General features: G+C 55.2%; 11 protein-coding genes and 1 tRNA gene. 3 read left to right on the top strand and 9 right to left on the bottom strand.

Annotated features, from left to right (window positions below):
• The first annotated feature begins 488 nt into the window (after nt 1–488).
• Entirely contained in the window at nt 489–704 is a 216-nt protein-coding gene (locus tag SH139x_RS21180) for a hypothetical protein (RefSeq protein WP_488351757.1), read from the top strand.
• 402 nt (nt 705–1,106) lie between these two features.
• Entirely contained in the window at nt 1,107–1,430 is a 324-nt protein-coding gene (locus SH139x_RS21175) for a hypothetical protein (protein WP_488351756.1), read from the top strand.
• A gap of 2,412 nt (nt 1,431–3,842) precedes the next feature.
• Here the strand turns inward: SH139x_RS21175 and SH139x_RS21170 are convergent.
• From SH139x_RS21170 to SH139x_RS21160, 3 genes are all read right to left on the bottom strand, one after another.
• A complete protein-coding gene (locus SH139x_RS21170; RefSeq protein ID WP_488351755.1) occupies nt 3,843–4,031 on the bottom strand; it encodes a hypothetical protein in 189 nt (62 codons plus the stop codon).
• A gap of 469 nt (nt 4,032–4,500) precedes the next feature.
• Nucleotides 4,501–5,019 (bottom strand): hypothetical protein, encoded by a 519-nt coding sequence (locus SH139x_RS21165; protein WP_488351754.1) that lies wholly within the window; start codon nt 5,017–5,019, stop codon nt 4,501–4,503.
• Nucleotides 5,020–5,670: 651 nt separating this feature from the next.
• Nucleotides 5,671–6,474, bottom strand: a complete 804-nt coding sequence (locus tag SH139x_RS21160) for an ankyrin repeat domain-containing protein (protein ID WP_488351753.1) — start codon at nt 6,472–6,474, stop codon at nt 5,671–5,673.
• A 195-nt stretch (nt 6,475–6,669) separates the two neighbouring features.
• Between SH139x_RS21160 and SH139x_RS21155 the strand changes: the two genes are divergently transcribed.
• Nucleotides 6,670–8,031 (top strand): integron integrase, encoded by a 1,362-nt coding sequence (locus SH139x_RS21155; protein ID WP_488351752.1) that lies wholly within the window; start codon nt 6,670–6,672, stop codon nt 8,029–8,031.
• A gap of 155 nt (nt 8,032–8,186) precedes the next feature.
• Here SH139x_RS21155 and SH139x_RS21150 read toward each other — a convergent pair.
• The 6 genes from SH139x_RS21150 to SH139x_RS21125 form a co-directional block, all read right to left on the bottom strand.
• A tRNA-Leu gene (locus tag SH139x_RS21150) sits at nt 8,187–8,271 on the bottom strand.
• A gap of 90 nt (nt 8,272–8,361) precedes the next feature.
• Nucleotides 8,362–10,164: a proteasome accessory factor PafA2 family protein gene (locus SH139x_RS21145; protein WP_488351751.1), complete on the bottom strand. Its 1,803-nt coding sequence runs from the start codon at nt 10,162–10,164 to the stop codon at nt 8,362–8,364.
• A gap of 38 nt (nt 10,165–10,202) precedes the next feature.
• Nucleotides 10,203–10,361 carry a hypothetical protein gene (locus SH139x_RS21140; RefSeq protein WP_488351750.1) on the bottom strand — a complete coding sequence of 53 codons (159 nt, stop codon included), beginning with the start codon at nt 10,359–10,361 and terminating at the stop codon, nt 10,203–10,205.
• Nucleotides 10,362–10,381: 20 nt separating this feature from the next.
• Complete coding sequence (locus SH139x_RS21135; RefSeq protein ID WP_488351749.1) at nt 10,382–10,858, bottom strand: hypothetical protein; 477 nt, start codon at nt 10,856–10,858, stop codon at nt 10,382–10,384.
• A gap of 191 nt (nt 10,859–11,049) precedes the next feature.
• Nucleotides 11,050–12,420, bottom strand: coding sequence for a Gfo/Idh/MocA family protein (locus SH139x_RS21130; RefSeq protein ID WP_488351748.1), 1,371 nt, complete (start codon nt 12,418–12,420; stop codon nt 11,050–11,052).
• A 103-nt stretch (nt 12,421–12,523) separates the two neighbouring features.
• Nucleotides 12,524–13,864: a peptidylprolyl isomerase gene (locus SH139x_RS21125; protein ID WP_488351747.1), complete on the bottom strand. Its 1,341-nt coding sequence runs from the start codon at nt 13,862–13,864 to the stop codon at nt 12,524–12,526.
• Between the last annotated feature and the right edge of the window lie 63 nt (nt 13,865–13,927).

Genomic DNA, 13,927 nt, shown 5'->3' with positions numbered 1-13,927 from the left:
GTAACGATCAGCCCGCCCGAGGATGAGCTGGATCGCAAGGAACCAAAGTTTTTCGGGCTGGGTTGCATCGTATTGTTACGGATGCTTTTCTCGGCACGGAACTCCCGCGAGCTGCAGCCTGGCCTGATCGTACCAATCGCCATTGATCGGATCAACTATTTTTGCAGATCGCTTCTTGGGCTCCGGGACGACTGGAATGGTCAGGCTCGCAGCGAAGAAATGGTTACGGAATCCGGCGTCCGCGCACCTTCAGTTCTCAAAATCATTTAAGCGCACCGCCGCCCTTGAAGATCATCCACGCGCACCTCGAAAACTGGAAATCATCCAAGCGCAACTGCCGCATTGGATTCCGTCAGCGCAAGCTTCATCCTCCGCAGCCGTAACGGTTAAATTCACCCAGTTGCCGGGGTGGATATGGATGTAAGTAAACGCACTGTCGGCAGCTTGGGTGCAATTTTTTGTTCGTCGTCCTTTTGGGAGGTTCGGCTGTGAGTTACGAGATTAGGCAGACGCAGTACAACGACCCAGAGCAAAAGTCAGGTCAGCACACCAATGGGCCTGCGAACATTTTCGTGCGAGAAGATGACGCAAGCCCGTGGTACTTTGTTGAGGGGCAGAAGTCCGCGTACAAAGTGCGGAAGCTGATCGAAGAGTTGGGCTTTCTGGTTTTCACTCGTCGCCATTGCGCAAGAGTCTGCGATTAGGTACGACGAACGACTGCGATCACCTCGCCCGAGCGGTAGAGGTAGATTTGAAAAATCGGAGTATGGCGAGGGCTGGGGTGGATCGCATGGTTCCCGGCTCGCGCCACGATCCCGAGCGCATCCGGGCCTGCCAATTCATTCCATTACGGTACCGCAGTCCAAACCCGCTTGCAATCATTTTTGAGTTCCGGGAGCCAGATTGACTTTATTGCGAGCATCTTCGCCTGGGACGGCAGTGGGAAATTTAATTCGAGGTATCTCGCGAGCAACTTCGGCAGCATCAGGTTCGTCCGGAAAGGACGCAGTTGGCACTGGTTCAACCGATAGCAATTTGCGAGGCAAGCGCGTCGATCAGTACTCGAGGCTTGTTCGCGCGCACCAATCATCGAGCATGAGCTTTCAATGGACGATTGTAGACAGACCAAGTTCAGGACCGAAGAGCTTGACCCGGGAACGGTAACGATCAGCCCGCCCGAGGATGAGCTGGATCGCAAGGAACCAAAGTTTTTCGGGCTGGGTTGCATCGTATTGTTACGGATGCTTTTCTCGGCACGGAACTCCCGCGAGCTGCAGCCTGGCCTGATCGTACCAATCGCCATTGATCGGATCAACTATTTTTGCAGATCGCTTCTTGGGCTCCGGGACGACTGGAATGGTCAGGCTCGCAGCGAAGAAATGGTTACGGAATCCGGCGTCCGCGCACCTTCAGTTCTCAAAATCATTTAAGCGCACCGCCGCCCTTGAAGATCATCCACGCGCACCTCGAAAATCGGAAATCATCCAAGCGCAACTGCCGCATTGGATTCCGTCAGCGCAAGCTTCATCCTCCGCAGCCGTAACGGTTGCGATTACCTCGCCCGAGCGGTAGAGCTAGATTTGAAAAATCGGAGTATGGCGAGGGCTGGGGTGGATCGTATGGTTCCCGGCTCGCGCCACGATCCGGAGCGCATCCGGGCCGGCCAATTCATTCCATTACGGTACCGTAGTCCAAGCCCGCTTGCAATCATTTTTGAGTTCCGGGAGCCAGATTGACTTTATTGCGAGCATCTTCGCCTGGGACGGCAGTGGAAAATTTAATTGGAGGTATCTCGCGAGCAACTTCGGAAGCATCAGGTTCGTCCGGAAAGGACGCAGTTGGCACTGGTTCAACCGATAGCAAGTTGCAAGGCAAGCGCATCGATCAGTACTCGAGGCTTGTTCGCGCGCACCAATCATTGAGCATGGGCTTTCAATGGACGATTGCAGAGAGACCAAGTTCAGGCCCGAAGAGCTTGACGCCGGGAACGGTTGCGATCACCTCGCCCGAGCGGCAGAGGTAGATCTGGAAAATCGGAGTATGGCGAGGGCTGGGGTGGATCGCATGGTTCCCGGCTCGCGCCACGATCCGGAGCGCATCCGGGCCCGCCAATTCATTCCATTACGGTACCGTAGTCCAAACCCGCTTGCAATCATTTTTGAGTTCCGGGAGCCCGATTGACTTTATTGCGAGCATCTTCGCCTGGGACAGCAGTGGGAAATTTAATTGCAGGTATCTCGCGAGCAACTTCGGCAGCATCAGGTTCGTCCGGAGAGGACGCAGTTGGCACTGGTTCAACCGATAGCAATTTGCGAGGCAAGCGCGTCGATCAGTACTCGAGGCTTGTTCGCGCGCACCAATCATCGAGCATGAGCTTTCAATGGACGATTGTAGAGAGACCAAGTTCAGGCCCGAAGAGCTTGACCCCGGGAACGGTAGCGATCAGCCGGCGGCGACGGTTGACCATCCACTTCAAAACACCCGACTTCGCCGCTCGGTTGCATCGCATGGTTCCCCGCTGTCTTGGCTATCCCGATTTGAGGTGCGGTCATGCGAGTACTCGAGTATGCAAAACCAGACGATGATTGCGGGGCATATCAACGTGATCATTGTATCGATGATCCCTGAGTGGGGCCAATTGAGGGATACAAGAGATTCTGGTGTTGCGTTTACCGAAACCGCGAACCAGGCGACCGGGGTGGTAATCGAAAACAGAGTCAGGATGCCGATCAATGCGGAAAACGGTAAAACCCGATCACGCCGATACCAAAGGACCCATCCAACGACGTTCATCAGCAAGCAGCATCCGAAAGGCACCAATGCAAGAGTGGGTTGGCCGTTGAACGCAAGTATCGCAGCGGTGGGAAGCAGCCAAGCAGATCCGCCGAAAAGGCCCCCAAACCATCCACCGATTTGCCATTGTAAACGACGAGGCCCCGCCATTGCCGAGTTGTCTTGCGTTGTAGTCATGGGTGGAGGTTGGAAGAGATGCAATTGAGTCGGGGAACGTCGGCGATCACCCCGCCCGAGCGGTTGAGGTAGATCTGAAAAATCGGATTTTGGCGAGGGCTGGGGTGGATCGCATGGTTCCCGGCTCGCGCGCCGATCCCGACCGCATCCGGGCCGGCAATACATTCCATTACGGTACCGAACTCCAAAGCAGGTTGCAATCATTTTCGAGTCCTGGGAATCAGATTGACTTTATTTCGATCATCTTTGCCTGGGACGGCAGAGGAAACTTTCATTGAAGGTATCTCTCGCGAGCAACTTCGGCAGGATCGGGTCAGTCCGGAGAGGACGCAGTTAGCATTGGTTCAACCGATTGCAAGTTGAGACGCAAATGCATCGATCCTCACGCGCAACTTCTTCGCGCGCACCAATCATCGAGCATGGGCTTTCAATGGACACTCGCAGAGAGACCAAGTTCAGGACTGAAGAGCTTGACGCCGGGAACGGTTGCGATCACCTCGCCCGAGCGGCAGAGGTAGATCTGAAAAATCGGAGTATGGCGAGGGCTGGGGTGGATCGCATGGTTCCCGGCTCGCGCCACGATCCGAAGCGCATCCGGGCCCGCCAATTCATTCCATTACGGTACGGTAGTCCAAACCCGCTTGCAATCATTTTTGAGTTCCGGGAGCCAGACTGACTGTATTGCGAGCATCTTCGCCTGGGACGGCAGTGGAAAATTTAATTGGAGGTATCTCGCGAGCAACCTCAGCAGCATCAGGTTCGTCCGCAAAGGATGCAGTTGGCACTGGTTCAACCGATAGCAAGTTGCGAGGCAAGCGCATCGATCAGTACTCGAGGCTTGTTCGCGCGCACCAATCATCGAGCATGGGCTTTCAATGGACGATTGCAGAGAGACCAAGTTTAGGCCCGAAGAGCTTGACGCCGGGAACGTCGGCGATCACCCCGCCCGAGCGGTTGAGGTAGATCTGAAAAATCGGATTTTGGCGAGGGCTGGGGTGGATCGCATGGTTCCCGGCTCGCGCGCCGATCCCGACCGCATCCGGGCCGGCAATACATTCCATTACGGTACCGAACTCCAAAGCAGGTTGCAATCATTTTCGAGTCCTGGGAATCAGATTGACTTTATTTCGATCATCTTTGCCTGGGACGGCAGAGGAAACTTTCATTGAAGGTATCTCTCGCGAGCAACTTCGGCAGGATCGGGTCAGTCCGGAGAGGACGCAGTTAGCATTGGTTCAACCGATTGCAAGTTGAGACGCAAATGCATCGATCCTCACGCGCAACTTCTTCGCGCGCACCAATCATCGAGCATGGGCTTTCAATGGACACTCGCAGAGAGACCAAGTTCAGGACTGAAGAGCTTGACGCCGGGAACGATTGCGATAACCGAGTCGCGGCGTTTGGTTTTCCATTGTCAAGAACGGCGACTCCGCGACTTCGGTTGATCGCTTGGTTCGTCGGCAATGGCCAGCCCACCAAAATCCAATTTCTTTGGCAGTACGGGCGATACGGCAACCCAAATAACTAACGTCAAGGTTCTCGTGGCCCCAGAGACTGCAGCCAGCGTTCAAGTTTTGCAATTCCGAAAACTATACCGACAACAGCAGCGACAGGCACAGCCAGCAGTAACTGGATGCGGAGAAAAACAAAAAGCGAAGTGACTGGGTCTTTCATCAAGATAACGATCATGGAAACGTCGGATACCACGATTGCCATGCACAACCACCAAAAGAAAGAAGTTGCTCTGAACCTGACAATTTGTCGGCTCGCAAGGAATCCAAGTGAGAAACCAACTGCGTAGCCAAAGAGTGCGCAGAAAAACATCGATGGAATGTCTGAGTCGGGAAGACCAAGCAACTGAAAGCTTGGGAAGTGTGTAATCGACAAAACCCGGTCGACGGATCGCAACAGCTGCACCTCTGAGTCGGGCAGTGGTTCATAACGCAAGAAGTCGTAGAACACCCGTTGAGCCAGGCACACACAATGCAGTCCACACGCCAGCTGCGCGATAAGCAAAGAAACAAGCAGATGGCATCGAGTCTCGAACATTAAGAAAATCCGTCGAGATGAACCGCTCAGAACAAGGCCTTAAGTTCCTCAGCACAATGCCGTGCAGCGGGAAAGTCGCAGGATGACCATGATGACTCCGTTCCGACGAACGTCGGCGATCACCCCGCCCGAGCGATTGAGGTAGATCTGAAAAATCGGATTTTGGCGAGGGCTGGGGTGGATCGCATGGTTCCCGGCTCGCGCGCCGATCCCGAGCGCATCCGGGCCCGCCAATACATTCCATTACGGTACCGAACTCCAAACCCGCTTGCAATCATTTTCGAGTCCTGGGAATCAGATTGACTTTATTGCGAGCATCTTCGCCTGGGACGGTAGAGCATTAGTTCATTGAAGGTATCTCCCGAACAACTTCGGTAGCATCACGTTCGTCCGGAGAGGACGCATTTACCACTGGTGCAATCGACTGCAAGTTGCGAGCAAACGTATCGATCAGTACTCGCAACTTCTGCGCGAAACAATCATCGAGCATGGACTATCAATGGACGCTTGCAGAGAGACCAAGTTCAGGCCCGAAGAGCTCTCCGCCGGGAACGCCACCGTTCACCGGGCCGCGGCGGACAGTATTGATTTGAGAAACCACGCGGCCCGCGGCTCCGTGTGCAACGGTTTGTTATTTGGCGATTCGTAGCCTCATCTTGCGCCTGCATCAATCAAGGCACTGATTACAGACTTGTGTTTCCGATTTCGTGCGTGTTGAAGTGGCGTACGCCCCTGATGTGACCTAGCGTTTACGTCCCACCCGCGTTCAATCAGCATTTTCACATACTGTAGCCGCCCTTCCCATGCAGCGATACCTAGGGCTTCGGGCTGTAGACCGGGATCGGCCCCGTGCTCGAGAAGCAGAATCGAAACATCTTTGTGATTACGCGATATTGAACACGTCAGTGGGCCGTGCCCGTGGTGGTCACGGTGATTCACATTTGCGCCGGCGCGAATTAATAGTCGAGCGACATCCGCACGTCCGTGAAAGGCAGCGATGTGTAGTGCCGTGCCACCCATTTTGTTTACACTACAAGGATCAGCGCCGGATTTGAGGAGCGCACGGCAAATTCGGAGATCGATTGAACTGGTGGCGGCCTCACGGAGAACGAAGTCACCGTCCACCATCACAACATTTGGGTCTGCTCCGGACTTGAGCAACAAGTTGACGGTTGATAGCTGATTTTCGCGAACGGCGTACAACAATGCGGTCTGCCGGAATTCATTTGTTGCATTGATGTTTGTGCCAAGCGAGATCAAAAGCCGAACGATAGGCAGGCACCCTCTTTCGGCTGCGAGCATCAACGGTGTCTCGCGTTTGGGGCGATTCTTCCGTTGAGGCAAGCGGACATCGACGCTCTTGGTGTCCCGCAGTTGAGCACGGACAGCTTTGGTGTCTCCAACGAGGAGGGCCTCGACGAGCAGGCTCAATTCAGAACGTGACGGGTTTATCATTCGACTAAAGATTGACTTCCTGCCAAATAACAATGTAATGATCCCTACTGAGTAGGGTCGTATTCGGGAACTTCCGCAATACCGACTTGCTCAGTCGGGTCGTTTGACCGAAGTCGCAGAAGCCGTTACTTTGTCTTCTCAGATTACCCTGTTCGATTGGTGAATGCAACACTGCTATTTTGAAGGATCAATTTGATGACACTTTCGAGCTTCGAAACTGCGGTGGCTACAACAGAGGGGCTGACCGAGAGCGAGCGAGTTTGGTTCCCAAAATGGCTTCGACGGTACGCCATGACGTTCCCCAAAGGTCTCACAACCGATCTTCCTGTTAATCGCGATACGGCCATCCGGTTTTCTCGCACTTTGCTGGAGGCTGGAGCGCCAGCGTGGCAGCGATGGCAGGCCGTGCGGTCAGTGGAATGCTATCGCAACTTGGTGTTACGGCGGTCTGAACCCGATTTGTCGAGCATCACGGCGAAGCTCGCTCAGTTGGGCAGACAGGAACGCAATTTTGAGCTACATGTGCCGCCGACCGAGGAAGAATTAACCAAGATCCGAGGAAAGGTGGATCCTGCGGAACCCCCGCTAATTCGGACCATGCGGGGGGATATGCGAGTGCTGCACTACTCGATGGCGACCGAAAAGGCGTATGTGCGTTGGGTAAAGCGGTTTATGGGGCACGTCGGTTCAACCGACTTGGCGTCGTTCAATGAGCGAGATATCGAATCGTTTTTGACCAAGTTGGCTGTCGATGGTCAGGTGGCTGCCAGCACGCAGACGCAAGCGCAATCGTCGCTGTTGTTCCTCTACGAATGCATCCTAGGAAAACGGATTGGTTTTTTGAACGCTGTGCGTGTGAAGCGTCCCGAGACAATGGCGGTGTGGTACAGCCGTCCGGAAATTGCAAGCTTGCTGGAGCACATGGTTGGCATACACCACATCATGTTTTTGCTAATGTATGGCTCAGGTCTGCGTCACAAGGAGTGCCGCCGGCTACGCATCAAGGACATTTGGTTCGACGAAGAGCGGTTATTGGTGCGAGATGGCAAGGGGCAGAAAGACAGGATGACTTTTTTGCCGAAACAAGCAATTCCGGAGCTTCGACGGCAGATTGCCTGGGCGACACAGCGCCACCAAGAGGATTTGGATGAGGGGTTTGATAAAGTTTATTTGCCGTATGCTTTGGCCCGCAAGTATCCGAATGCGGGTCGCGAAATTGGTTGGCGATGGGTGTTTCCCTCGCGTCAGCGCTCGCTTGACAAGCGGAGCGGTAACATTTGGCGGCATCACATCAGCGAGGAGCAGTTTGCGAACGCATTGAAAGCTGCTCAGAAAGCAGCTGGGATCACCAAGAACGGCGTACCCCATTCGCTTCGACACAGCTTTGCGACGCATCTTGTTGAAGATGGCACTGATTTGCCAACGGTCCAGCAACTGATGGGGCACAAGGATATTGAAACGACGATGCAGTATGTCCATGTGGAGGTTGGATTTGGTGGGCGTTTGCAAAGCCCGGTTGATCGTCTCCTGCCCGGGGGCAGCAGTTCCGAGCCATAGCTGGGGGAGTGATTCCAAAGTTTGTGACTGGTTGGAGCTTATTCTTGCTGGATGTTCTGGTAGCATCATCGGAGTGGATTCTCCAAAGAGCTGGTGATCCGCTGCAGGCACGAAAAAACCCCGTAAAACACTTGGTTCTACGGGGTTTACTTTAATGCGGCCGAGAGGACTCGAACCTCCACGGGATTATCTCCCACTAGGCCCTCAACCTAGCGCGTCTGCCAATTTCGCCACGGCCGCGTGCGTTTTTCCGACGATAGCCAGAAGCCCGGAAGGCAGAATCTTAACCTCTCCCCAAAAAACGTCAACGCCCGTTTTCCGCGGCGAAGTTTAGCCCACAACGTGGACCCGACGTTCGCGTCCGGTGCCAATGACGACGTGTGACCAATCGACGGCGAGGCTTTCCGCTCCACCGGCAAACTCGCGGATTAATTGCCCGCGTCTCGAGGCGGGGGAACCGCTGGGGGGGAGCCGCAGGGCAAACTCGATCCCTGCCGGATCGACGAGACACACCTCGGGAGACGAACAACGTAGGCGGGCAAAATATCCATCCTCCGACAGTTCGTGATAGCGAATGTCGACCTTTTTGCGAGCCGCCCAACGCTGCGTTCGCTGGGCAAGCAAAGACTGGCCGGAGACGGCTGCCGGTTGCGGCAGCATCGCGGGTTGCTGGTCTTCCAAATGGTCCAGCATCCATTTTTTCGTCAACCAATCGATGTGCCCCAGGGCGGGACGTGGATCGACGGCCGATGATCGAAATGCGGCGAGGGCCTCGAGCGCCTGGTCCCAACGCTCTAGGACTTGATGCGCCTCATGATCGGTCGGTAACGCTTGAGCACTGACGAACTGTCGACAAGCTTGGTAGTAACGCCGCTGAATATCTAAGCCTGACAATTCTCCCTGTGTCGTCTTGACGCGCGCAATTAAATCCCAATCCGAAGTGATCCGGTGGAGGGCATCGATGGGTTTCCACAAGCGAGGCAACTCTCGGCCCCCGCCAGCTTCGATCAAGTCCAAAACCAGCGACGTGGTCCCAACTTTGAGAAATTCGGCTGTATCGGACACATTTGAGTCGCTCAAACCAATCTGCAGACGTTGGCTGCGATGGAACAATTCGGTTACTGACCGTCGGCTCAGCAGCGAACGCCCGCAAAGCTGCTGCAACCAATGGTGAAAGACGAAGATAGGCCTCTCGTTCCAGTAGCCACCAAAGCCAGTCACCGTGTTGATAGCCATCGCTTTGCTGGAAAGCCGGTAACGGTTTTGCCGATCGACATGCCCCGCTCCAGTGACGACTACACGCGAGATCAGAAACGCGGTCAAGTATTTGCGTTGGCGACGAAACGCCACGGTCTTGGCGATTCCATATAACATCAAAGCCGTCGGCAAATTGACGACACGCAAACCAACAGCAGTGATTGCCAGCAGACGTGTCGGTAACGGGTGTGAAGAGTAGCTGCTTTCCGCGTGGTCTTCATTCGCATTGTCTAGCGGGGCGGTCGGCTCGTTGGCGACAGTAGTAATCCTCGCCATGGGCGCGGCCGGCCGTAGCCAACGGAACGTCCATCGTCCGGCAAGCCGACAACATCGCGAGGCTAGCATCAAGCTCATTTCCAAGCTCAGTACGGCAATACAAACTGCCCAGTAGAGCATGGCGAACGGCAATACGAGCGACAGCAACCCCCAGTAAACCAGCAACATGGGACCGCTCGCGACGGCCGCGGAGTAGTTTTCCTGGCAACCGTAGATGTGCCCTTGGGCGTCACAACTGTTTTTGAAAATTCGCACATCGCCCGGTATTTCGCAACTGGCGGCTGCCTCGGCGATGAGGCGATCTTGCGCGCGTTGGCATTCGACCAACCGGGAGGGGCTGCGGGTCTCAGCGGTTGCTCCCTCGATCAACCCGCCCGGCTTGTCCAGTTTGAAAGCGGCTGTCTCCAAAGAAAATGCCCCGCCGTTCGCCAAGAACATGGTGTCGCTGTCATAACGACCTCGAGCGGTTGGTATGTTGCGACCGATCTGCTGGCAAACCGCCTCATACACTCGCTTTCGTGAGGGCGGTTGGACTTGATCACGAGGCGAACGAACCAACGTCGCATACTCGGTCTCAAGACCAATTAATCGCTGGAGCATAATCGCCTGCCGACAATGGAGATAGGAAAGCCAAGGCTCTACTCGCCCTGTTGATCCGTGTCAAAACACTCAACAAACTGCTCCGCTTCCTCGTTGGCATCGCTGCTGATGTCTAACAGCAAACGGTCGCACACACGATTGCCGGCACTGATATCAGGAGCGATTCCAGGATCGCTTCGTCGTTTCGTATCGCTCATGCGTTTTTGCTTTTCGTTGATTAGTCGGCGACCGAATGCAGGTAACTGATCGCGGCCCGCGACGAGGAGTTTGCTTTGTCGTAAGAGCGCACCAAATCAATCAGTTGCTCGACCGCACGACGGGTCGCGTGGACCGTCATTTGGGACGCTTGCTTGACTTGCAGCAGTTGTTCATAGAGGGCAATACAGGTCGGATCTTGACTCGGATAGCCACGCTGCAGGCTGCGGAGGGCAGCTAGTAAGTCACGATCGTTGAGCGGTGCTTGATGCTGGTCATACTTCAGCAAGCAAGCGACCAGCGAGTCGACTGCAGCACCCTGTTTCCCGCCGCTGCCAGCTGTTGCCTGGGATTGGGGCGATTGGGATTGGTTGGCTGTATCCGCTTGGCCCATTGCCGCGGGGGAGGCAAGTTGGCCGGTTGCCGGCGAGCTTTGTCGGTTGGCGCGCCGTTTGGCCGCCTGTTTGAGTCGCTGTTTCAACGAGTCGTTTTTTGCCATCAGACCAAAACTGTCCACGCGACGAAAAGAAGACCGCCAGGGCGATCAGATTTCTTTAGTTTAACGTCTTGGCGGGGCGCGTGCAAAACAACTGGCATCAAGCAACAAAAAAACCGATGCTCGGCAAAAAGCGCGAGCATCGGTTAGCAGTGTAAGAGAGGCAAACGCTGGTTTGCGAGTTTCTCCGTCGCTTAGGTAACCTTGTACTTACCAGGGATAGCGATCGGGTACTTCATGTTTTCGTCCGGTTGCACGGGCGCTTCGACATCGAGCGAGGTGACTGAGTCGAAATCGGCTAGAGCTTCCGTGCTGTTGAGGCATTGATCCCAACTGACAACCTTGCCACTGTAGGTTGCCATGCGGCCCATGATGGAGGTCATGGTGCTCTTGGCGCCGTAATCGCCTTCGTTGGGGATGTTCCCTTTCCGCAATTCGGCGAACAGGTCAATGTGTTCCTGTTGCCAGCCTTTGCCGTTGACCTCGTCCGCTTCGCTTTGCCAAACGATGTTATTATTGCGATCATAAATCTTAGCACCCGAGATATCACACCAGCCGTTGGTGCCATGAATAAACTCGGACACCGGATTCCAGCAATTTGGTTGATGCCGACATTGGCTGAGCATTGTGGTGCCGCCATCGTAGGTGAATTCAACAAAGTGGTGATCGTAGATTTGTCCCGAGTCGGGTCCGGTGCGAACTTGACGCCCGCCCTGACCTTGGGCTTTCACGGGATAACCTTGCATCACCCAGTTGATAACATCCAAATTGTGAATGTGCTGCTCGGTAATGTGGTCACCGCACAGCCAGTTAAAGTAGTACCAGTTTCGCATCTGGTATTCGGTTTCGGTTTGCTCGGGCTTGCGAGCGTTCATCCACACACCGGAGCCATTCCAATAGGCGCGGGCCATGACGAAATCACCGATTTGTCCATCTTGCAGACGTTGCACGCACTCTTTGTAACGGAATTCATGGTGCCGCTGCAGACCGACTTGGACGGCCAGGCCCTTTTTCTTGGCGACTTCGTTGGCCGCCAACACGCGGCGGACGCCGGGTGCATCGGTGGCAACCGGTTTTTCCATAAAGACGTGCTTGCCGGCATTCACGGCAGCTTCAAAATGGAGCGGGCGAAATCCGGGAGGCGTGGCCAGAATCACCACGTCGCAATCACTGTTCATGACATCCTTGTAGGACTCCAAGCCGACAAAGCGTCCCACATTCTCGCTGACTCGTTCATTATGCTTGCTCTTGATGCCGCGCAGTGAACCTTGCAGGCGGTCTTCAAAAGCATCGGCCATGGCGACCAATTCGACTTCGCCACCGGTTGAACCGAACTCGCTGAGGCAAGTGTTCATGGCCTGCATCGCCGCTTGCGTGCCGCGACCGCCACAACCCACCAAGCCCAACTTAATGGTGTCACTGCCGTAGGCGTGAGCAGCCCGGGCAACGTTCAACTGGCTAACCACGGTGCCGCCAGCTAACAACATGCTGCTGTTTTTCAAGAAGGATCGCCGGGAAGGCCCCGCGTCTTCCGTCGATTGAGTTTGAGGCTTTGCATCGGCCATGGGAAAGATAACTCCGAGAGGAACTAAGGGAGGGATATCGGCAAAAAAAGAGCTGGATGGTCGTCTTCATTCCCCTTCAGGGTAACGCCAGGCAGCGGCAAGTTCAATCACCAGGCTGGTTTTCTGAGGACAATAGGCCCCCTTGCTCGGCCATTTGTAAGGGTGACATGCGGATGATTTGAGGTTCGTAACTGTGATCTCGCTTGCGAATCACCTCCGCCTCGAGGATCCGATCGGGATTTACTGGTTCGGCATTTTCTTCTTTCTTCGAGGGATCGAGCCGGGTCAGCAGACTGAAAGTGGACATGCCCTCGATGATTCGCCCAAAAACGGTGTGCTCGGCATTGGCCATGACCAGCGGTTGGAAGGCGAAAAAGAACTGTTGGCTGGCCGTGTTGGGGATCGTCAGCCTGCTTTCGCCAATCGGATCGGGCAATTTGGCCATTGCCAGCGAGCCCCGAAAGATATAGCGGCGATCGGGGGATTGTGTTTCGTCGGCCAAACAGTACTCGCCAGCGACCGCCGAACCACCCGATTCGCCGACTAGTGCAATCCGACCTGAAATCACTTGATAGAAGGGCAAGTTCTCCAGCAAACCGTCCTCCACCATGCGGATAAAATTGGCGACCGTGTTAGGGGCGGCATCCTCGAACAGCTCTAGCACAATGTCACCACGCGTGGTGACCAAGCGAACGCGGGGCAAGTCATCCCGCTCGGCGTCCGTGGCACGCTGCGCGGCAGCAGTCGGCCACAACACTCGGCAAGCGTCGAGCGACTCCAAGATCCCCTGATTGATTTCTGCCAGGTTTCCCGTCTGCATTGCTTCCCGCAAGTAAGGCTCCGCTTTGTCGAATTGATTTGTGGCGAAAAAGCTGACCCCGGCAATTTCGGCCAACCGCTCGTCCTTGGCCTTGACCCGCCGCAATTGCTCAACCGCTTCGCCGGTTAATTCATACCAGTCGTTATTGAACCGGTAGTGGACCGCCACCAGCAGGAACTGAGCCGCAACGTAATTTTCCCGCGGGGCATTTTTTAGTAACTCAATCGCCGCAGCCATCGCCGCATCAAACTGCTCGCGGCCAAGCATTTCCAGCTCGCGATACCGCTGGCGATATCCCTCCGCTTCTTGGGGAGGACCGTTGTTAAAGCGAATCATGACCTCGCGCATGTCGGCCAACGTCACTCGCCAGCCGTCCAAGGCGGACTCAAAAGCAGCGACTCCCGCTTCGTTGTCAAAATCAGGATTACTTTCGGGGAGCAAATTTACGTCGGCTGCTGGCTCCCCGTCGGCAGTTGTTTCCCCGTCAGCAGAAGGCTGTTGGGTCGGTTGTTGGTCGCCGTCGGTGGTCTGTGCTCGGAGCGGGGTGGCTGCGGCCGCATGTACCCAGAGAACGGCAAGGAACAGAGCGGTTGCGCTCCAGGGATGTCGAATCAAGCAAGTCATGCTAAACCTCTGAGTGCCGCGGTGAGGCAATGTTTCGGGACGGTCGCCAGCCTTCCGGCTGTC

The sequence above is a fragment of the Kothea flammea genome (assembly GCF_052161645.1).
Taxonomy (GTDB): domain Bacteria; phylum Planctomycetota; class Planctomycetia; order Pirellulales; family Pirellulaceae; genus Laterigemmans.
This window is presented reverse-complemented; position numbering and strand designations above follow the sequence as displayed.

What these genes read in the sequence shown, in the direction of transcription:
- SH139x_RS21175 (WP_488351756.1), top strand. Translation starts at nt 1,107, where the DNA reads ATGGACGATTGTAGACAGACCAAGTTCAGGACCGAAGAGCTTGACCCG.
- SH139x_RS21170 (WP_488351755.1), bottom strand. Translation starts at nt 4,031, where the DNA reads ATGGAATGTATTGCCGGCCCGGATGCGGTCGGGATCGGCGCGCGAGCC.
- SH139x_RS21165 (WP_488351754.1), bottom strand. Translation starts at nt 5,019, where the DNA reads ATGTTCGAGACTCGATGCCATCTGCTTGTTTCTTTGCTTATCGCGCAG.
- SH139x_RS21160 (WP_488351753.1), bottom strand. Translation starts at nt 6,474, where the DNA reads ATGATAAACCCGTCACGTTCTGAATTGAGCCTGCTCGTCGAGGCCCTC.
- SH139x_RS21155 (WP_488351752.1), top strand. Translation starts at nt 6,670, where the DNA reads ATGACACTTTCGAGCTTCGAAACTGCGGTGGCTACAACAGAGGGGCTG.
- SH139x_RS21145 (WP_488351751.1), bottom strand. Translation starts at nt 10,164, where the DNA reads ATGCTCCAGCGATTAATTGGTCTTGAGACCGAGTATGCGACGTTGGTT.
- SH139x_RS21140 (WP_488351750.1), bottom strand. Translation starts at nt 10,361, where the DNA reads ATGAGCGATACGAAACGACGAAGCGATCCTGGAATCGCTCCTGATATC.
- SH139x_RS21135 (WP_488351749.1), bottom strand. Translation starts at nt 10,858, where the DNA reads ATGGCAAAAAACGACTCGTTGAAACAGCGACTCAAACAGGCGGCCAAA.
- SH139x_RS21130 (WP_488351748.1), bottom strand. Translation starts at nt 12,420, where the DNA reads ATGGCCGATGCAAAGCCTCAAACTCAATCGACGGAAGACGCGGGGCCT.
- SH139x_RS21125 (WP_488351747.1), bottom strand. Translation starts at nt 13,864, where the DNA reads ATGACTTGCTTGATTCGACATCCCTGGAGCGCAACCGCTCTGTTCCTT.